At 73.2% G+C, this 18,757-nt stretch carries 16 protein-coding genes; 4 read left to right on the top strand and 12 right to left on the bottom strand.

The window, feature by feature from the left end:
• Window positions 1-19: 19 nt before the first annotated feature.
• Complete coding sequence (locus AB0G14_RS22095; protein WP_357700160.1) at window positions 20-2,257, bottom strand: hypothetical protein; 2,238 nt, start codon at window positions 2,255-2,257, stop codon at window positions 20-22.
• A gap of 235 nt (window positions 2,258-2,492) precedes the next feature.
• On the opposite strand from AB0G14_RS22095, the gene AB0G14_RS22090 reads away from it, so the two are divergent.
• Window positions 2,493-2,687: a hypothetical protein gene (locus AB0G14_RS22090; RefSeq protein WP_357700158.1), complete on the top strand. Its 195-nt coding sequence runs from the start codon at window positions 2,493-2,495 to the stop codon at window positions 2,685-2,687.
• A gap of 88 nt (window positions 2,688-2,775) precedes the next feature.
• Here the strand turns inward: AB0G14_RS22090 and uvrC are convergent, their stop codons facing one another.
• The 4 genes from uvrC to rsgA all read right to left on the bottom strand — a co-directional run bounded on the left by uvrC (window position 2,776) and on the right by rsgA (window position 9,898).
• On the bottom strand, window positions 2,776-4,752 hold the full coding sequence (gene uvrC / locus AB0G14_RS22085; protein ID WP_357700156.1) for an excinuclease ABC subunit UvrC: 1,977 nt from the start codon (window positions 4,750-4,752) through the stop codon (window positions 2,776-2,778).
• A 242-nt stretch (window positions 4,753-4,994) separates the two neighbouring features.
• Window positions 4,995-5,477, bottom strand: coding sequence for a Rieske (2Fe-2S) protein (locus AB0G14_RS22080; protein ID WP_357700154.1), 483 nt, complete (start codon window positions 5,475-5,477; stop codon window positions 4,995-4,997).
• A gap of 150 nt (window positions 5,478-5,627) precedes the next feature.
• Window positions 5,628-8,567: an excinuclease ABC subunit UvrA gene (gene uvrA / locus AB0G14_RS22075; protein ID WP_357700152.1), complete on the bottom strand. Its 2,940-nt coding sequence runs from the start codon at window positions 8,565-8,567 to the stop codon at window positions 5,628-5,630.
• A 278-nt stretch (window positions 8,568-8,845) separates the two neighbouring features.
• Complete coding sequence (gene rsgA, locus AB0G14_RS22070) at window positions 8,846-9,898, bottom strand: ribosome small subunit-dependent GTPase A (protein ID WP_357700150.1); 1,053 nt, start codon at window positions 9,896-9,898, stop codon at window positions 8,846-8,848.
• Window positions 9,899-10,071: 173 nt separating this feature from the next.
• Here rsgA and AB0G14_RS22065 point away from each other — a divergent pair, with 173 nt between their 5' ends.
• Both AB0G14_RS22065 and AB0G14_RS22060 read left to right on the top strand, forming a co-directional pair.
• On the top strand, window positions 10,072-10,788 hold the full coding sequence (locus AB0G14_RS22065; RefSeq protein WP_357700148.1) for a maleylpyruvate isomerase family mycothiol-dependent enzyme: 717 nt from the start codon (window positions 10,072-10,074) through the stop codon (window positions 10,786-10,788).
• A gap of 7 nt (window positions 10,789-10,795) precedes the next feature.
• A complete protein-coding gene (locus AB0G14_RS22060) occupies window positions 10,796-11,449 on the top strand; it encodes an MBL fold metallo-hydrolase (RefSeq protein ID WP_350709178.1) in 654 nt (217 codons plus the stop codon).
• A gap of 55 nt (window positions 11,450-11,504) precedes the next feature.
• Here the strand turns inward: AB0G14_RS22060 and AB0G14_RS22055 are convergent, their stop codons facing one another.
• A complete protein-coding gene (locus tag AB0G14_RS22055) occupies window positions 11,505-12,116 on the bottom strand; it encodes a VTT domain-containing protein (RefSeq protein WP_357700146.1) in 612 nt (203 codons plus the stop codon).
• Window positions 12,117-12,215: 99 nt separating this feature from the next.
• Window positions 12,216-12,911: a 50S ribosomal protein L11 methyltransferase gene (locus tag AB0G14_RS22050; RefSeq protein ID WP_357700188.1), complete on the bottom strand. Its 696-nt coding sequence runs from the start codon at window positions 12,909-12,911 to the stop codon at window positions 12,216-12,218.
• 174 nt (window positions 12,912-13,085) lie between these two features.
• Between AB0G14_RS22050 and AB0G14_RS22045 the strand changes: the two genes are divergently transcribed.
• Entirely contained in the window at window positions 13,086-13,289 is a 204-nt protein-coding gene (locus AB0G14_RS22045; RefSeq protein ID WP_007072071.1) for a cold-shock protein, read from the top strand.
• Between the two features lie 48 nt (window positions 13,290-13,337).
• On the opposite strand, the gene AB0G14_RS22040 is transcribed toward AB0G14_RS22045, so the two are convergent.
• From AB0G14_RS22040 to AB0G14_RS22020, 5 genes are all read right to left on the bottom strand, one after another.
• Window positions 13,338-14,675, bottom strand: coding sequence for an MFS transporter (locus tag AB0G14_RS22040; protein ID WP_357700144.1), 1,338 nt, complete (start codon window positions 14,673-14,675; stop codon window positions 13,338-13,340).
• On the bottom strand, window positions 14,672-15,247 hold the full coding sequence (locus tag AB0G14_RS22035; protein WP_357700142.1) for a metalloregulator ArsR/SmtB family transcription factor: 576 nt from the start codon (window positions 15,245-15,247) through the stop codon (window positions 14,672-14,674). The genes AB0G14_RS22040 and AB0G14_RS22035 overlap by 4 nt, the downstream gene beginning before the upstream one ends.
• Before the next feature lie 132 nt (window positions 15,248-15,379).
• The gene (locus AB0G14_RS22030; RefSeq protein WP_357700140.1) at window positions 15,380-16,249 is read right to left on the bottom strand and encodes a hypothetical protein; all 870 of its coding nucleotides are present in this window, start codon (window positions 16,247-16,249) and stop codon (window positions 15,380-15,382) included.
• A 148-nt stretch (window positions 16,250-16,397) separates the two neighbouring features.
• A complete protein-coding gene (locus AB0G14_RS22025; RefSeq protein WP_357700138.1) occupies window positions 16,398-18,104 on the bottom strand; it encodes a CocE/NonD family hydrolase in 1,707 nt (568 codons plus the stop codon).
• 4 nt (window positions 18,105-18,108) lie between these two features.
• Window positions 18,109-18,624, bottom strand: a complete 516-nt coding sequence (locus AB0G14_RS22020; RefSeq protein WP_357700186.1) for a MarR family transcriptional regulator — start codon at window positions 18,622-18,624, stop codon at window positions 18,109-18,111.
• Window positions 18,625-18,757 lie beyond the last annotated feature (133 nt).

Genomic DNA, 18,757 nt, shown 5'->3' with positions numbered 1-18,757 from the left:
ATCGCCGGAGCGGTCCGGATCAGCCGGCGGAGTCTGCCGCAGGGCTGAGGCGGAACACCTCGTCGGAACGGGTGTAGTACAACGTGTGCCCGTCCCGGGCGAAGGTGTAGTTGGTGATCCCGTTGGCCAACCTCCGTGGCTCCAGTGTCGTCGGATCGACCTGGAAGAGGTTGCCCCGGCTCAACGCGTACAGGGTGCCGTCCTCGGCGAACTCGAGGTCCGCGCTGACCCACACGGCGGCCCCCTGCCACAGGTACGGGGTGAGCTGGGTCTTGCGCAGCACCTGGCCGGTGGCCGGGTCCAGCTCGTACAACCGACCCATGTCGATCGCCCAGAGGTTGCCGTTCGGGGCGACGGTCAGGGCAGTCACGGCCTCAACCTCCGGGCTGAGCGTGATCTCCCACAGCTTGGCCTCGCGGGTGGTGTCCCAGGCGAAGATCTTCGCGGTCCGGTCCGTCGGCGTGGAGCCCAGCCCACCGTGGACGGAGGTGCCGGCGAAGAGCACCTGGCCCGCCGCGGCCAGCGACACGATACTGTGGCCCGGAACGACATCCCGGTGCGTAACAAGCTTCCCGGTCTGCGGGTCGTACAGGCCGAGCACCCCGCCGAGCTTGCCGTAGGAGGGGACGGTGCCGAAGGCCACCCGGTCGCCCACGGACGCCCAGGCGAACGGCCGGTCCTGCTCGAGGTGCTCCAGGGCGCCGATGTGCTCGGGGTTGGTGGTGCCGTCCCACTGCCGGGTCGGGTCGTACCGGTACAGGTTGGCCCGGGTGTACGTCCCGAGGTAGAGGTCGCCGTCGTGGGCCAGCATCCCCTCGACCTGCCCGACGTGCCCGCGCGGCAGTTGCTCGGTGGTCCCCGTTGCCGGGTCGTAAACGGAGACGCCCTCGTACATGTAACCGCCGGTGTAGATCCGACCGTCGGGTCCCCGGCCGATCGACTGGATCTTGATCGGTGCCGTCTCCACGTCGGCCTGGCGGATGTCGTGCTTTCCGGTCACCGGGTTGTAGAGAGCCAGCTCGCCGGTCTGGTACATGAACGCGAGCGTGTTGCCCGGGAAGTCTGCGCTGCCCAGGTGCACCCAGCCGAAGTCCCGCGCCGGTTTGAGGTTCTTCATGCCCGTCGCCCGCACCTGGCCGGATGTGAGGTTGTAGGCACGCAGTTCACCGGCCGCGTCGATGTAGTAGACGTCCCGTTGCGGCCCGGGCTCCGACACGCTGCCGAACGAGGTCGGCCCGAGATCGGTGGCCCACTCACCTCGCTTCAGGTCGTAGGCGAGCAGGTGGTTGCCCGGGGTGACCCGGGCGAACATCGTGTCGCCCCGGATGTCGAGGAAGTAGACGAACTCGTTGTCGCGGTGCTCGGCGGGGAGTTCGATGGTGCGCCGGGTTCCGGTGCCGGGATCGAGCACGACGATGCGCGGCTTCGAGCTGCCGAGGCCGGCGTAGACCAGTCCGTCGGCGACGGCGACGCTGCGCACGTACGCCTCGTCCGAGACGCTGCCGTAGCTGGTGAAGTCACCGGTGGCGGGGTTGAAGCTGAACACCTCACCCTTCGGGTAGGTGCCACCCCAGACGATGCCGTTCTCGTCGACCTCCAGGTCCCACAGGTACAGGGCGTTCGGGGTGGCCCGGCCCAGCGACTCCAGCTTCGCCGTCGACGGCGACCAGCGGTAGAGCGCCCCGTCGTTGTAGGCACCGACGTAGACCGAGCCATCGCCGCCAGTGATGACTGTCCATGATCCCTGTGCGCCAGCGGGCAGGGAGACCGCGTGCCTGAGATCGCCGGACGCTACGTCGATCACCTCGAACCGGGCGGGCGCACCCGTGGTGACCGCGTATATCTCCTCGCGACCGTCAGGCCCCACACCGTACGCGGTGTCGAGGATGTTGGCGGCCACCACCGGGTGCCCGATGGAGGTCTCGGTCCGCGGCACAGCTGGCCGGAACGCGACGTCGTCCCAGGTGACGCTGGTGACATCGCCGGTGGACGAGTAGAGCAGGATCCGGGCGGCGGCCGTCCCCGCGGGGGTTGTCGCGGTCACCCCTTCCCAGGCCCAGGCGGTCGGGTCGCTGTAGTAGATGCGGTGCGTGCTGCTGGAGAGCTGCCGCCCCGCCGCGTCGTAGTAGTAGACGACGATCGACGGAATGCCGCGCTTGACGAGCACCCAGGCCCCGAAGTCGTACTTCTGCTCAGCGATCACCGGCACCGGGTCGCTGAGCAGGCCAAACTGGCCGGTGTTGCTGGGATCCTCCATGGAAAGCGCCTGCGACCCGCCGCGCGTCGGCGATGCGACGACGCTGAAGCCGCCCGTCCCGTGTCTTTGGGTCCAGCCCGGAATTGCAGTGGCCGAGGCAGGATCCTCGAATCCACCGTTCCGCACGACCGAGTCCACGGTCTGCGACTGGACCGGCGCAGCGGCGAGAGCCCCGCTACCCGTTGACGCCATGAGGACACCGGCCGCTACGGCCAGGTGCAGTTTCCGCATCGGTATGAGCAAGTCGACCTCCATGGAGCGGTGGCGTGAAGGAGGATTCGCGGCTGTCGACGGTTTCCTGCCCACCATCAAGGGGCCGCATTACGGCCTTGACCGTATATCGAACGTGTCGGATGTCAAGACCCTGACGCAGTCGGCCGCGGCGGCCGGCCACGGCCGCGGTGGCGGCTCGGTGGGCGTGGGCCGGTAAACATACCGCCGGCAGCTCGGAGGTCCGGAAGAAGGCGAGGGCCCGGAAGGGCCGGTACGGCACGGAGCAGAGGCGTCCGGACTGGCAGTCAGGACCGCGCGGGCGGCTCACCGCCGCCGAGGGCGGCGAGGATCGCCTCGGCGGTGCGCCGACCGACGCCGGGCACCTCGGTGATCTCCTCGACGGTGGCGGCGGAGAGCCGCTTGAGTGAGCCGAAGTGCCGCAGCAGCGCCTTGCGCCGCACCTCGCCCAGGCCGGGGACCGTGTCCAGCGCCGACTCGGTCATCCGCTTCGAGCGCCGCTGCCGGTGGAAGGTGATGGCGAAGCGGTGGGCCTCGTCACGCACCCGTTGCAGCAGGTAGAGTCCCTCGGACGTGCGCGGCAGAATGACCGGGAACTCGTCGTCGGGCAGCCAGACCTCCTCCAGCCGCTTCGCCAGGCCGCAGAGCGCCACGTCGTCGACGCCCAACTCAGCGAGGGCCTGGGCCGCCGCCGCGACCTGCGGCGCGCCGCCGTCGACCACCACCAGCTGCGGCGGGTACGCGAACTTGCGCGGCCGGCCGGTGGTCGGGTCGACCAGGATGCCGACCCGCGGCTCGTCGGGCCCGGCCTGCCCGGCCGGGGCGTCGGGGTCGTCGGCCGGCTCGACGCCCACCTCACCGGTCTCGGCGCGGGCGTCGAGGTAACGGGCGAAGCGGCGGCGCAGCACCTCCGACATGGCGGAGAGGTCGTCGGTGGCGCCACGGATGATGAACCGTCGGTATTCGCTCTTGCGGGGCAGCCCGTCCTCGAAGACGACCATGCTCGCCACCACGTCGGTGCCCTGCATCTGGGAGATGTCGAAGCACTCGATGCGCAGCGGCGAGGTGCGCATGTCGAGCGCCTCGCTGATCTCGTCGAGCGCCTTGCTCCGGGTGGTCAGGTCGCCGGCACGGCGCAGCTTGTGCCGGGCGAGGGCGTCCTTGGCGTTGCGCTCGACCGTCTCCAGCAGCGACCGCTTGTCGCCGCGCTGCGGCACCCGCAGCGTCACCCTGCTGCCCCGGTGGCCGGAGAGCCAGTCGGCCAGCGCGTCGGCGTCGGCGGGCAGCGCCGGCACGAGCAGCTCGCGCGGCACGTCGGCCTCGCCCTGCTCGCCGCCGTAGACCTGCGTGCAGAAGTGGTGCACCAGGTCGCCCGTGGTCAGGTCCTCCGTCTTCTCCACCACCCAGCCGCGCTGGCCCCGGACCCGGCCGTCGCGGACGTGGAACACCTGGACGGCCGCCTCCAGGGGGTCGTCGGCGAACGCGACCACGTCGGCGTCGGTGCCGTCGCCGAGCACCACCGTCTGCTTCTCCATCGCCCGGCGCAACGCGGCGACGTCGTCGCGCAGCCGGGCCGCCCGCTCGAACTCCAGCTGCTCGCTGGCCTCGGTCATCTCCCGTTCCAGCTTGCGGACCATCCTGTCGGTGCGGCCGGCCATGAACTCGCAGAAACCGTCGACGATCTCGCGGTGCCGCTCGGGGGTGACGCTGCCGACGCACGGCGCCGAGCACTTGCCGATGTAGCCCAGCAGGCAGGGGCGGCCGACCTGGCCGGCGCGCTTGAACACCCCGGCGGAGCAGGTGCGGGCCGGGAAGACCCGCAGCAGCAGGTCGAGCGTCTCGCGGATCGCCCACGCGTGCGAGTAGGGCCCGAAGTAGCGCACCCCCTTGCGCTTGGCGCCTCGCATCACCTGCAGGCGCGGGAACTCCTCGTCGAGGGTGACCGCCAGGTAGGGGTACGACTTGTCGTCGCGGTAGCGGACGTTGAAGCGCGGGTCGTACTGCTTGATCCAGGTGTATTCGAGCTGGAGCGCCTCGACCTCGGTGCCGACCGTGACCCAGTCGACCGACTCGGCGGTGGTGACCATCTGCTGGGTGCGCTGGTGCAGGCCCCACAGGTCCGCGAAGTAGGAGTTGAGGCGGCTGCGCAGGTTCTTCGCCTTGCCGACGTAGATCACCCGGCCGGTGCCGTCGCGGAACCGGTAGACCCCCGGTGACTCCGGGATCGTGCCGGGCGCGGGACGGTAGGTCGAGGGGTCAGCCACGGCAGCAAGCCTAGTCCGCGCCTCCGACAGCCCCCGTCAGGAGCGCGGGCGCCGTCCCGCGCGCCCGGGCCCGGTGGACGACCCGCCGACGGCGCGGCCGGCGTCCTGGTGCTGGAGCGGTTCCTGCCGCCGGCCGCCCTCCGGGAGCCCCGGCCGGGCGGCGGGCGGCGGTCGACGCGGACGCCACGACGGGATGACGACGGCCGACGACCCGGTGGGGTCGCCGGCCGCGGTGCGTCCGGTCAGGCCAGCGAGATCTGGTCGCCCGTGACCTTGATGTTCTTCGCCGGGAGGGGCTTTTTGGCCGGGCCGCCCTTCACCGAGCCGTCCTCGATGGAGAACTTGCTGAAGTGGCAGGTGCAGTTGATGGTGCCGCCGTCGACGTTGGTCACCGGGCAGCCCTGGTGCGTGCAGATCGAGTCGAAGGCCTTGAAATCACCCGCTGTCGGCTGCGTGACCACCACGCCCTGGGCGGGGTAGACGGCGCCGCCGCCGACCGGGATGTCGGCCGTGCGGGCCAACGACTGCGCACCCGCGCGGTCGCCGCCGCCGGCGTCGCCGGTGCTGGGCACCGCCGGGCCGCCGCTGGTCGGGGTCGCGCCGCCGCCGGAGTCGTCGCTGCCGCAGGCAGCCAGGACCACCGCCGCGCCGACCGCGCCGGCGCCCGTGAGGAGGGCGCGCCGGGTCTGCGTCGCCGGCCCGGTCAGCTCCTGCTCGTCACTCATGCCTTGCCTCTCTCTCGGCTGCCGCCGCCCAGTGATGATCCGCGGCCACGCTCGGATACACGCAACACTGTGCCCGACGGTTCACCCGATCGGCGAGTGCCGGGCTGGCCGGACGGCCCGGCGGCCCGCCCGGACGGGTGCCGGCGCGCCTCAGCGGGCCCCGGCCGGGACCTTCCGCGCGCGGGACTTCGCGCCGTTGGCCTTGGCCGCCCGGGAGGTGGCCGCCGCCGCGCCCTTGGCCTCGCCGTCGAGCTTGAGCACCTGCCGCAGGAACTGCCCGGTGTGGCTCTCGGGCACCTCGGCGACCTCCTCGGGGGTGCCGGTGGCGAGCACGGTGCCGCCCCGGTGACCGCCCTCGGGACCCATGTCGATCAGCCAGTCGGCCGACTTGATCACGTCGAGGTTGTGCTCGATCGTGATCACCGTGTTGCCCTTGTCGACCAGCCCTTCCAGCACCATCAGCAGCTTGCGGATGTCCTCGAAGTGCAGGCCGGTGGTCGGCTCGTCGAGGACGTAGACCGTCCGGCCGGTGGAGCGCTTCTGCAGCTCCGAGGCGAGCTTGACCCGCTGCGCCTCGCCGCCGGACAGCGTCGGCGCGGGCTGGCCGAGCCGGACGTAGCCCAGGCCGACGTCCACCAGCGTCCTGAGGTGCCGGTGGATGGCCGGGATGGCGGAGAAGAACTCCGCCGCCTCCTCGATCGGCATCTCCAGCACGTCGGAGACGGTCTTGCCCTTGTAGTGGACCTCCAGGGTCTCCCGGTTGTAGCGGGCGCCCTTGCAGACCTCGCACGGGACGTACACGTCGGGCAGGAAGTTCATCTCGATCTTGATGGTGCCGTCGCCGGAACACGCCTCGCAGCGGCCGCCCTTGACGTTGAACGAGAACCGGCCCGGACCGTACCCCCGGACCTTGGCCTCGGTGGTCTCCGCGAAGAGCTTGCGGACGTGGTCCCAGACCCCGGTGTAGGTGGCCGGGTTGGACCGCGGCGTCCGCCCGATCGGCGACTGGTCGACGCCGACCACCTTGTCGACGTGCTCCAGCCCGGAGACGCGGGTGTGCCGGCCGGGGACCAGCCGCGCGCCGTTGATCTGGTTGGCCAGCACCGCGTAGAGGATGTCGTTGACCAGCGTGGACTTGCCGGAGCCGCTGACCCCGGTGACCGCGATGAGCTGACCCAGCGGGAACGACACGGTCAGGTTGCGCAGGTTGTGCTCGCGCGCGCCGTGCACGACCAGCTCCCGGCCCGGGGTCTGCGGGCGACGCTGCTGCGGCGTCGGGATGGACCGGCGGCCGGACAGGTACGCCCCGGTCACCGACTCCGGGTTCTCCAGCAGCGCCGGCACCGAGCCGCTGTGCACGATCTTGCCGCCGTGCTCGCCGGCGCCCGGGCCGATGTCGACGATCCAGTCGGCGGTGCGGATGGTGTCCTCGTCGTGCTCGACCACGATCAGCGTGTTGCCCAGGCCGCGCAGCCGGACCAGGGTCTCGATGAGCCGGTGGTTGTCCCGCTGGTGCAGCCCGATCGACGGCTCGTCGAGCACGTAGAGCACCCCGACCAGGCCGGAGCCGATCTGGGTGGCCAGCCGGATGCGCTGCGCCTCGCCGCCGGAGAGGGTGCCGGCCGGGCGGTCCAGGGAGAGGTAGTCCAGGCCGACGTCGAGCAGGAACTTCAGCCGGGCGTTGATCTCCTTGAGCACCCGCTCGGCGATCATCTTCTGCCGGTCGGTCAGCTCGATGCCGGCGAGCAGGTCGGCGGCCTCGCCGACCGACAGGTTGCAGACCTCGGCGATGCTCTTGCCGGCCAGGGTCACCGCGAGCACCTCGGGCTTGAGCCGGGCGCCGCCGCAGGCCGCGCACGGCACGTCCCGCATGTAACCCTCGTACTTCTCCCGCGACCACTCCGACTCGGTGTCGGTGTGCCGGCGCTCGATCCACTGCACCACGCCCTCGAAGCCGGTGTAGTAGGAGCGCTCGCGGCCGAACTTGTTGCGGTAGCGCACGTGCACCTGGTCGTCGGAGCCGTGCAGGATCGTCTTCTGCGCCCGGGACGGCAGGGCCCGCCACGGGGTGTCGACGTCGAAGTGCTCGGCCTCGCCGAGGGCCTCCAGCAGGCGGAGGAAGTATTCCAGGTTGTGCCCGGTCGACCAGGGCTGGATGGCGCCCTCGCGCAGGCTGCGCTCGGGGTCGGGGACGACCAGCTCGGGGTCGACCTCCTTCTTGGTGCCGAGGCCCGTGCACTCCGGGCACGCCCCGTAGGGCGCGTTGAAGGAGAAGACCCGGGGCTCCAGGTCCTCGATGGCGAGCGGGTGGTCGTTGGGGCAGGCCAGGTGCTCGGAGTAGCGCCGCTCGCGCTCCGGGTCGCCCTCGGCCAGGTCGACGAAGTCGAGCAGCACCAGGCCGCTGGAGAGACCCAGGGCGGCCTCGACCGAGTCGGTCAGCCGCTGCTTGGCGCTCGGCTTGACGGTGAGCCGGTCGATCACCACCTCGATGGTGTGCTTCTCCTGCTTCTTCAGCTTCGGCGGCTCGGTGAGCGGGTGCACCACGCCGTCGACCCGGGCCCGGGCGTAACCCTTGGCCTGGAGCTCGGCGAAGAGGTCGACGTACTCGCCCTTGCGGCCACGCACCACCGGCGCGAGCACCATGAACCGGGTGCCCTCGGCCATGGCGAGGACCCGGTCGACGATCTGCTGCGGGGTCTGCCGGGAGATCCGCTCACCGCAGACCGGGCAGTGCGGCTCGCCGATGCGGGCGAACAGCAGCCGGAGGTAGTCGTAGACCTCCGTGATGGTGCCCACCGTCGAGCGCGGGTTGCGCGAGGTGGACTTCTGGTCGATGGAGACGGCCGGGCTGAGGCCCTCGATGAAGTCGACGTCCGGCTTGTCCATCTGGCCGAGGAACTGCCGCGCGTACGACGACAGCGACTCGACGTAGCGGCGCTGCCCCTCGGCGAAGATCGTGTCGAAGGCCAGACTCGACTTGCCCGACCCGGAGAGCCCGGTAAAGACGATCAGGGCATCCCGGGGCAGGTCGAGACTGACGTCACGCAGGTTGTGCTCGCGCGCGCCACGGATGATCAGTCGGTCGGCCACTGTCCGTGTACTCCCGGGTGAAGAAGATGAGGAGGAAATGTCCGCTCTGAGGCTGGTCTGAGCGGTTGTCCGCGCACAGGAAAGGCGCCCCGGCAACTCTAGCCCCGAGGTACGACACTTTTCCCCGCCGGCACATTCCCCCAGCTCAGCCCGGTCGGCCGCGCCGCCGGCCACCCCCTGGCACAGGCCGAGCACCCACCGCGGAGCACCGGCCGCGGAGCACCCGCGGCCGGTCGAGCGCCACGCGCCGACCGGCCGCTGTCGCGCGACGCCCCCCGTCAGGGGCGGGCGGCCCGCCGGCGGGCGGAGCGCCAGCCGCCGCGCCGCTCGGCGGCCAGCCGCGCCTCGCGCCGCCGGCTCTCGTACGTAACCTCCCGCTGCAACCGGCGCCAGCTCTCCCAGCGCCGCGCCGGCAGCTCGCCGTTCTCCAGCGCCTCGCGCACCGCGCAGCCGGGCTCCCCGTCGTGCCCGCAGTCGGCGTACCGGCAGCCGGTGGCCAGCTCGGCGATGTCGGCGAACGCCCGGTCCAGCCCCGCCGAGCCGTCCAGCAGGCCCACGGCCCGCACCCCAGGGGTGTCCAGCACCGCCCCGCCGCCGGGCACCGGGACCAGCGCCCGCCACGTGGTGGTGTGCCGGCCCTTGCCGTCGACGCGCCGGATCGCCTGGGTGGGCATCACCACGGCCCCGGCCAGCGCGTTGACCAGGCTCGACTTGCCGGCACCGGACGGGCCGAGCAGGCCGAGCGTGCGGCCGGGCGCCACCTCGGCGCGCAGCGGCTCCAGCCCGGTGCCGCGCTCGGCGCTGACGGCCAGCACCGGCACCCCGGGGGCGACGGCGGTGAGCTGGCGTGCCACCGCCTGCGGGTCGGCCGCCAGGTCGGCCTTGGTGAGCACCACCAGCGGCCGGGCGCCCGACTCGTGCGCCAGGGACAGCAGCCGCTCGATCCGGCCGGTGTCCGGCTCCGGGTGCACCGGCTCCACCACCGCGGCGGCGTCCAGGTTGGCGGCCAGCACCTGGCCGCTGGCGTCCTTGCCGGCGGTCCGCCGGACCAGGGCGGTGCGCCGCGGCAGCACCGCCTCCACGGTCACGTTGCGGTCCGGCCAGGTGCCCAGCAGCACCCAGTCGCCGGCGCAGGGCAGCCGGGTCAGGTCCCGGGCGGCGGCGGCCAGGACCGCCCCGCCCAGGGTGGCGCGGACCGGGCCGTCCGCGCAGAGCACGGTGCAGACGCCCCGGTCCACCCGGGCCACCCGGCCCGGGCGGTGGTCGTTGCGCCGTCGTACGTGTGCCGCCCGGTCGGCGTCCCAGCCGAGGGCGGTGAGATCGATGGTCATGGTATTCCTTATCGGTGTCGGAGCGGGTGGTGCACGCGTGCTGCGACCGGCAACGTCACCACCTCCTCCCCGACTTCCGGTGCCGCGTCCGACGCCGACGGTAGGGCGCGCGACGACGCGCCGAAAGCGATTTCCCCGGCGACTCGGGGCGGCCCGACGGTTAGGGTCGGTACGTGACCACTGATCCACTCCTGCTGACCGGCGAGGTGGACGCGGCCACGGACCGCCTGCTGCGGACCGCGGCCACCTTCGACGCTGCGGACGTCGCCGCCGCCTCCCTGCTGCCCGGCTGGACCCGCGGGCACGTGCTGGCGCACCTGGCCCGCAACGCCGACGGATTCGTCAACCTGTTCACCGCGGCCCGCACCGGCGAGCCCGTCCCGATGTACGCCTCCGCGACGGCCCGGGAGGCCGACATCGAGGCCGGCGCTCCCCGGCCACCCGAGGCCCACCTCGACGACCTGCGCCGCTCGGCCGACCGGTTCGCCGAGGCGGTCGCGGCGATGCCCGTCGAGGCGTGGGCGGGCACGGTCCAGACCCGGCGCGGCCCGTGGCCGACGGCCATGCTGGTCTGGGGCCGGCTGCGCGAGATCGAGGTGCACCACGTGGACCTCGACGCCGGTTACCGGCCGGCCGACTGGCCCGAGTCGTTCGGCCACCGGCTGCTGCACGAGGTCGCCGGCGACCTCGCCGGCCGCGCCGACGTGCCGCCGATGGTGCTGCGCTTCGACGGCAGCCGGCACGAGCTCGTCGTCGGCGACCGCTCGGCCGCGCCCACGGTCGCCGGCTCCGCCCCCGAACTCGCCGCCTGGCTGATCGGCCGCAGCCCCGGCACCGTGCTGGCCGTCACCCCCGACGGTCCCCTGCCGCAACCACCGGAATGGATATAGCCGACCCATGACCTACAGCGGAGACGTCACGCCCGGCGGTGCGCCGGCCGTACGCGAGCTCGACGCGCTCACCATCACCAAGGTGTCGGTGGGCCCGATGGACAACAACGCCTACCTGCTGCGCTGCCGGGCCACCGGCGAGCAGGTGCTGATCGACGCGGCGAACGAGGCCCCGCGCCTGCTCGACCTGGTCGGCGACGCGGGGCTGGGTACCGTGGTCACCACCCACCAGCACATGGACCACTGGGTGGCGCTGGAGGAGGTGGTCGCCAAGACGGGCGCCCGCCCGCTGGTGCACGCCGACGACGCGGCGGGGCTGCCGATCGAGGCGGAGACGCTGGCCGACGGCGACACCGTGCCGGTGGGCGACTGCGCGTTGGAGGTCATCCACATCAAGGGGCACACCCCCGGCTCGATCGCGCTGCTCTACCGCGACCCGGCCGGGACGCCACACCTGTTCACCGGCGACAGCCTCTTCCCCGGCGGGGTCGGCAACACCGACAAGGACCCGGAGCGGTTCGCCGCGCTGATCGACGACGTGGAGCACAAGCTGTTCGACCGGTTGCCCGACGACACCTGGTTCTATCCCGGCCACGGCAAGGACAGCACGCTCGGCGCGGAGCGCCCGGCGCTGCCCCAGTGGCGCGCCCGGGGCTGGTGAGCACCGGCGGGACCGGGCGCGTCGCGCGCCCGGCCCTGCTCCCCCCGTTGGGCGGTCAGCCCCCGGTCACCGCCCGCAGCCGACGCCGCGTGCCCATCAGCACCACCCCCGCCAGCAGCAGCCCGACCGCCATGGTGACCAGCATCGGGCTGGACTCCCCGGGCAGCAGCCCGGCCAGCGACCGCGAGGCGGTGCCCAGCACCAGGTAGAGCCCGGCCCACGCCGCCGCGCCGACCGTCGCGCAGCCCAGGAAGCGCCGGTACGACATCCGCAGCCCGCCCGCCGCCAGCGGCAGCAGCGCGTTGAACACCGGCAGGAAGGGCGCGATCAGCACCATCCGGCCGCCCCCGCGCCGCAGGATCCCCTCCGCCGCCGCCCAGCGCTCCTCGCCGATCCACCCGCCGATCCGGCTGTGGCGCAGCCGGTCCCCGTACCGACGGCCGGCGAGGAAGCTCAGCGACCACCCGGAGAGGCAGCCGGCCACCACGACGGCGAAGGTGGCGACGCCGGTGACCGGGCCGCCGACCCCCATGGCGGCCAGGATCGCCACGTCCCCCGGGACCAGCACGCCGAGCAGCGGTACGGCGTCGAAGAGCATCACCACCCCGAGCACCCCCATGAGCAGGGTGGTGGGAAGCTCTCCGACCTGGGCCAGCCAATCCGCCATGCCCCGTACGCTATGACCGCCCGGCCACCCCGGGCATCGGGTCCGATCCCCCACCGCCCCCTGGTATCCGGGTCGGGGTCGACCCTGAGGAGCCCGGGGTCACCGGGGGCGCAGCACCTGGACCCGCCGGACGGGTGTGTCGACGGCGGGCTCGGTGGTCGGCAGGACGTAGCTCGTCACCGCCGCCAGCACGTCCGGCGGCAGGTGCCCCCGCCCGGGTTCGCCGACGAGCACGTCGGCGCCGGTGGCGGCGGCCCGGCGCAGGAAGGGCAGCACCCGCGCCGTCATCGCCTCGTCGTAGAGCACGTCCCCGGCCACCAGCAGGTCCACCTCGGACGGATCGGAGTCGAGCAGGTCGCCGCCGGTGGCCGCGACCGTCACCCGGTTGGCGCGGGCGTTGACGGTCACCGCCGCGACCGCGTACGGGTCGATGTCGTTGGCGACCACGCGGTCGGCACCGGCGAGCGCGGCGGCGATCGCCACCAGGCCGGACCCGGCGGCCAGGTCGAGCACCCGCCGCCCGGCGGCGAGGTCGGGATGGTCGAGCAGGTGACGGGCGAGGGCCTGCCCGCCGGCCCAGACCGAGGCCCAGTACGGCGGCGGCAGGGCGTGCCCGGCGTGCGCCTCCATCCGGGCCCACCACACGATGGCGTCCTCGGCCAGGTGCAGCCGCACCTCGGGCACGAACGGCGCCCGCACCAGCCGGAGCCGGTCCAGGCCGCCGCCCGGAGCGTCGATCTCGCGCTCCAGCTCGGTCAGCGCGACGGCTGTGGCACCTCTCACCGGCGCAAGCATGCCCCAGCGGGCCGGTCGCCGCGCGGCTTTCGCCCAGTGACCCCGAGAGTTCACCACGCCGCCTACGGCACTTCGGCCAGCAGATCGGCGTTCGGCCGGTTACTGTCGGGGAGGTACCGGGCGATCATCGGTCGAGCACCGAGGGATCACCCGCTTGGGAACAGGGAGAGATGCATGGCAACCGGCACGGTTAAGTGGTTCAACTCGGAAAAGGGCTTCGGCTTCATCGAGCAGGACGGCGGAGGGCCGGACGTCTTCGTCCACTACTCGGCCATCGCGACGAGCGGTTACCGGGAGCTGAACGAGGGCCAGAAGGTCGAGTTCGAGGTGACCCAGGGGCAGAAGGGTCCGCAGGCGGACAACGTCCGCCCGATGTAGATCCGTGCCGGTGGCGGCGGCCGGGAGCCGGCCGCCGCCGCAGCGCGTTCAGGGCACCTCCGGCGCGGCGGGCAGGTCCCGGCGCCGCCGCAGCGGCCCGACCAGCAGGATCACCGGGGTGAGCGCCAGCCAGCCGGTCATCACCGCGATCGCGGTGCCGGTCCCGTACGCCGCGCCGATCGCCCCGGCGAGCAGCGCGGCCAGTGGGATCGTGCCGTAGTTCAGCATCTGCATGCTCACCGTGACGCGGCCCAGCAGGTGGTGCGGAGTGTAGTTCTGCCGGAAGCTGCCCTTGACCACGTTGCCCACCGCCACCCCGAGGCTGATCAGCACGCCGCCGACCGCCGGCAGCACCAGCGCGCCCGCGGGGCCGGCGAGCGGGATCAGCAGCGCCGGCGGCCCGCTGAGCACCCCCGCCAGCAGCAGGGCCCGGGCGGTGCCGAGGCGCCGGCCGAGCCTGGCGGCCAGCAGCGCGCCGACGATGCCGCCGAGACTCATCACCGCGACCAGCGCGCCGACCGACGCGGGCGCGAGGCGCGCCTCCCGGACGAGGAAGACCACCAGGACGGCCTGGTAGCCGACCAGCCCGACGTTGCTGGCCGCGCCGAAGACGGTGAGCGCCCGCAGGTAGGGGTCCCGGGCGACGAACCGGATCCCCTCCCCGATCTCGCGTCGCAGCGACCGGGACCGCCGCACGCGCCCGGGAGGCTTCTCGACGGTGCGGATGCGCAGCAGGCAGACGGCGGAGAACAGGAAGCTCAGCGCGTCGAGCAGCAGCGCCGTGACCGCGCCGGCGAGCTGCGCGACCCCGCCGGCGAGCCCGGGGCCGAGCACGTAGCTCGCGGTCTGGGTGGCCTGGAGCTTGGCGTTGCCCTCCGGCACCTGCTCGGGGCGCAGCAGCACGGGCAGGTAGACCTGGTCGGCGGTCTCGAAGAAGACCCGGGCCAGGCCGGCGCCCAGCGCGACCACCAGCAGCTGCCCGACGGTCAGCACGCCGAGCAGTGCGGCGACCGGGACGCTGAGGAACAGCACCGCGCAGACCAGGTCGCAGGCGATCATCAGGGGCCGGCGCGGCAGCCGGTCCACCCAGGCGCCGACCGGCAGACCGACGAGCAGCCAGGGCAGCCAGGAGGCGGCGGTGAGCACCGCGACGCCGAAGGCGCCGGCGTCGAGCACGGTGACCGCGACCAGGGGCAGCGCCACGGTGGTGACGTTGCTGCCGACGGCGCTGGCCGTCTGCCCGGCCCAGAGCAGCCGGAAGTCCCGGTGCCGCAGCAGGCCGCCGCGTCGTGCCCCCGGGTCACCCGGCGGGTTCGGCGCGGGTGCCGGCGGGGTCTCGCCGGCGGCGGGGGTACGGCGCGGCGCGGAGCCGGCGGCCCGCGTCACGGCGTGGCCGGAATGCCGTAGGCGAACAGGAAGACCGGCTCGCGTTTCCGCCCGTCGTCGGGCACCTCCCGGTCGGCCCACCGGGCGAGCAGGTCGTTCACCTCGCGCCCCAGCTCGGCGAGTTCCTCGTCGGTCAGGTGCAGCCACCGGTCGGTGGAGAACGGCCCCGCGGGCCAGGCGGCCTGGCTGGCCTCGTCGGTGGCGTGCCAGGCGCGGGCGAGGGCGACGTGCCGGTCCAGGTTGAGCGAGGTGGCGGCGTCGGCGACCGCCCGGGTGGCGGGGTCGGCGTCGAAGTCCGACTGGGACCAGCGCACGGCCCGGCTGACCAGGCGCCACCAGCGTTCCCGGCGGTCGCGGGCCAACTCGGGCGCCTCCTCGAGCAGCTCGGCGCCGGCCAGCACCCTGAGGTGGTGGCTGACGTTCGCCGGCGCCTGGTCGGTCCGCTCGGCGAGCTGGCCGACGGTCGACGGGCCGTGCACCTTGAGCACGTCCATCAACCGGCGACGCAGCGGGTGGGACAGCGCGGCGAGGACCCGCGAGTCGGTGATCTGGCGCACCTCAGGGTTCGTCATGCCGCCAGTCTGGCATCCGCAATGACCGTTGCGCAAATATCATTGCGCAACTGTCGTTGCCAGTTCCGTACCGCCGCACACAGCGGATCGACACCCCGCTCGCGACCCCCGACGATCGGGGTCGCCGGCGGCTCAGGCGGCCAGCCGGCGACCCAGTTCGTCGGCGACCTGCGCGGCCATGGTGGCGGGGATCGCCGCGGCGATCTTCTCGGGGGTGAGGGTGGCGAGCACGCCCGCCACGATCGCCTGCTCGTCGGTGAAGTCCTTGCCGGACAGCGCGGTGAGCTGCGCGACGAGCGTGTCGAGCCGCTGCATCGTGTAGTCCAGCTTCGCCACGATGCTGTTGCTGGCCTTCTCGGGGCCGCCCGCGTCGGGGTCGACGCTGCGCCCCATGCTCGACCCGCCGTAGAACATTCCGGTGTACATGCTGTTGATCTGACTCTCGGCCTGTGCGCTCATGTCGTCGTCCTCCAGAAGTCCGATGGCGGTCAGGTAGCGGCGGAACAGCGGGGTCTGGTCCCGTCTCGCCTTGATCGAGTCGCGGAAGAAACTGAAGTGGGTGTGCCACAGGTGGGAGTCGTCCCCGCTCGTTCGCTTGCGCAGGCGGTCCCACCGTCGGACGACCTTGCCGTCCGGGGAGTAGATGATCTCCCTGATGTCCCGGCTGTCCGGGGTGTTGGCGACGCACTGCGCCACGCACCAGCTGGAGAAGGTGCGCAGGTCGTGCGTACGGCCGTTGGAGGGGACCTCGAAGAGGCCGACGTCGAGCGCCGCCGCGTCGAGGGTCAGGCCGGCGGAGTCGCGCGGCGACTCGACGACGGAGTAGTCCCTGGTCACCACCCGGTCGGAGCCGCAGTGGTAGCCGCCCCGGTGGGCGGGGTCGCCGACGATGCCGACCTCGGCGGGTTCGAGGTCCTGGCTGCGGCCGGTGTCGGGGTCGATGTCGAGGTGGTCGAGCAGCAGACGGCGGACGGTCAACAGGTTCTCCGGTGCCCGCGTCATGGGATTCCCCCTTGCGGATGGTCAGGGGCCGGGCACGACGGTGACACCGCGTAGGCGGTGTGGGGCCACACGCGCGGGGCCCGGCCGAGTGGTGCACAGCGCCGGGCGTTGGCCCAACCATAACGCCGCTGATGAATGAATGCCCAGCTCAGGAGGGGTTTTTTCGACTGGGAGAAAGTTGTGTGACGGTCGCCGTGATCGGCAGGACCACTGCGGACGGTCGCTGCGGGTCGTGCAGGATCTCTCGCCATCCGGCACGGAGGGTGACGGCAGCACCGAGGGTTTCGCCGGTGCCGGGGTTGCGCGCGTAGCGCGGATGGGCGCCGCCGGAGACCTGGACCCGCAGCCGGTGCCCGGGCGCGAACCGGTGTGCCGTGGGCCAGAGCTCCACCGGCACGCGCACCACGCCGGCCGGGTCGGTGGGGTACCGGCCGGGCGCGACGCGGACCAGCCCGTCGCAGACGTTCCAGGATCGGCCACGCCGGTCCACGTCGCACAGTCGCACGAAGACGTCCAGGTGGGACAGTTCGCTGCGGAGGTGGAGCTCGGCGCGTACCGGGCCGATCACCTCGACGGGCGCGTCGAGCGGGGCGCTGGTGAAGGTCAGCACGTCGGGTCGGGCCTCGACCGGGCGGTTGTCCACCGGCCCGGCACGCTGGGCGACGAGCAGCGGCCCGCCGAGCGAGGGCGTCGGGTCGGCCGGGTCGTAGCGGAAGCGGTCCGGCGCCGACGGGACCGGCGCAGCGGTGCCCAGCCGGCCGCCCGGGTGCAGGTGCCACCGGATCGGCGCGGCCGGCGGGGGCCAGTCCGGCAGGTCGCGCCAGCCGCCACCGGCCCCGCCGACGTGCACCCGGACCGGGGCCGCCCGGCCGGCGGCGGCGCCCCTCCGCTCCGCCCGGTGCGGCGGGCGGCCGGCGAGGTGCTCGTCGAGCCAGTCCAGCCCCTCCCGCAGGGCGGCGACGAACAGCCCCGGGCTGCCGTGGGTCCACGGCCCGACGGTCAGCCGGGGGTGGGCACCGGTCGCACGCAGCGCCGCGAAGTCGCGCAGCTGCGCCGGCAGGAAGATGTCGTGCCAGCCGGTCACCATCGCCACCGGGGCGCGGACCTCGGCGATCCGGTCGCCGAAGACGCGGTCGCGCCAGTAGCCGGCGTCCGGGGTGTGGTGGCGCAGCCACTCCTGGAAGAACGGCACCGTCACGCCGGTGGCCACGCGGTCCGCCTCCAGCAGCGGCAGGTGCGCCAGCGCCGCGGTGAGCCGGGGCTGGCCGCGCTTGAGCTCCCACTGCCGGGCCAGCCACGGCACGGTCTGCGCCTGGAGCAGCTCCGCCCAGGTGAGGACCGTGTCCAGGGCGAAGGACTCCCCGGCGTACGTCGAGTCGCGGGTGCCCGAGGCGGTCACCACCGCGACCATCGCCCGCAGCTCCGGTCCCGCGTCGGCGGCCAGGGCCCACTGCACGAAGCCCTGGTAGCTCGCGCCGAACATGCCGAACGCGCCGGACCACCAGGGCTGGCGGCGCAGCCAGTCGAGGGTGTCCAGGCCGTCGTCGCGCTCGTGCACCAGCGGGTCGAAGGTGCCGCCCGAGCCGAACGTGCCGCGGCAGGACTGGATCACCACGTGGAAGCCGCGCTCGGCGGCCAGCCGGCCGAGCAGCCGCATCGGCCCGCCCCGCCCGTAGGGGGTGCGGATCAGCACGGTGGGCGCGCCGGGCAGGTCCGGGGCGTAGTGGTCGGTGCGCAGCGGCACACCGTCGCGGACCCGCACCGCGATGCCGCGGGTGACGGTGACCCGCCGGGTGCGCGCGGGCGGCAGCCGCAGCGCGGCGGCGGCGAGCCGGACCGCCGGCCGGTCGAGCACGACGTCAGCCCTTCGCGCGCCGGGGCGGCTCGTCGCGGGCGGCCCGGACGGTGTCGCGGTGCTCCCGCATCGAGGCGGTCATCGCGGCCATGAACCGGTGCACGACCTCCAGTTCCTCGTCGCCGAAGCCCGCCATCACCTCGTCGGTGCGCCGGCCCAGCGGCCGGAAGAAGTCCGTCGCCAGCGCCGCGCCCCGCTCGGCGTAGTGCAGGAAGACCTTGCGCCGGTCGGCGGTGTCGCGGTCGCGGCGGATGTGCCCGGCGCGCTCCAGCCGGTCGATCAGCGCCGTGACGGATCCGGAGGAGAGGCTGAGCTGCTCGCCGAGGCGCCCCGGGGTGATCGACTGGCCGGCCAGCTCGGCGTCCATCACCGCGATCAGCGCCTGCAGGTCGGTGGCGCCCAGCCCGTGCAGGTTGGCGAAGGCGTGCCCGACGTGCTGCGCGTCGACGGAGTAGCGGCGCAGCTCGGCCGCGATCTCGGCGACCAGCTTCTCGCGGCGGGTGTCGCGCCGCCGGTACATGCCGTGGCCTGTCACGTCCGCCGCTTCCTCCCGCCGCCGCTCCGGTTGCAGCATAACTCAGCAGCCGATAATCTCGATCATCGAGATACTCGACGGTCGGCATAATTCCGGTTGGCGGCGAGGTCTTGCGTCG

The sequence above is a fragment of the Micromonospora sp. NPDC023814 genome, from assembly GCF_040639595.1.
Lineage (GTDB): Bacteria > Actinomycetota > Actinomycetes > Mycobacteriales > Micromonosporaceae > Micromonospora.
The sequence above is the reverse complement of the archived record's forward strand: the minus strand, read 5'-3'. Positions and strand labels throughout refer to the sequence as shown.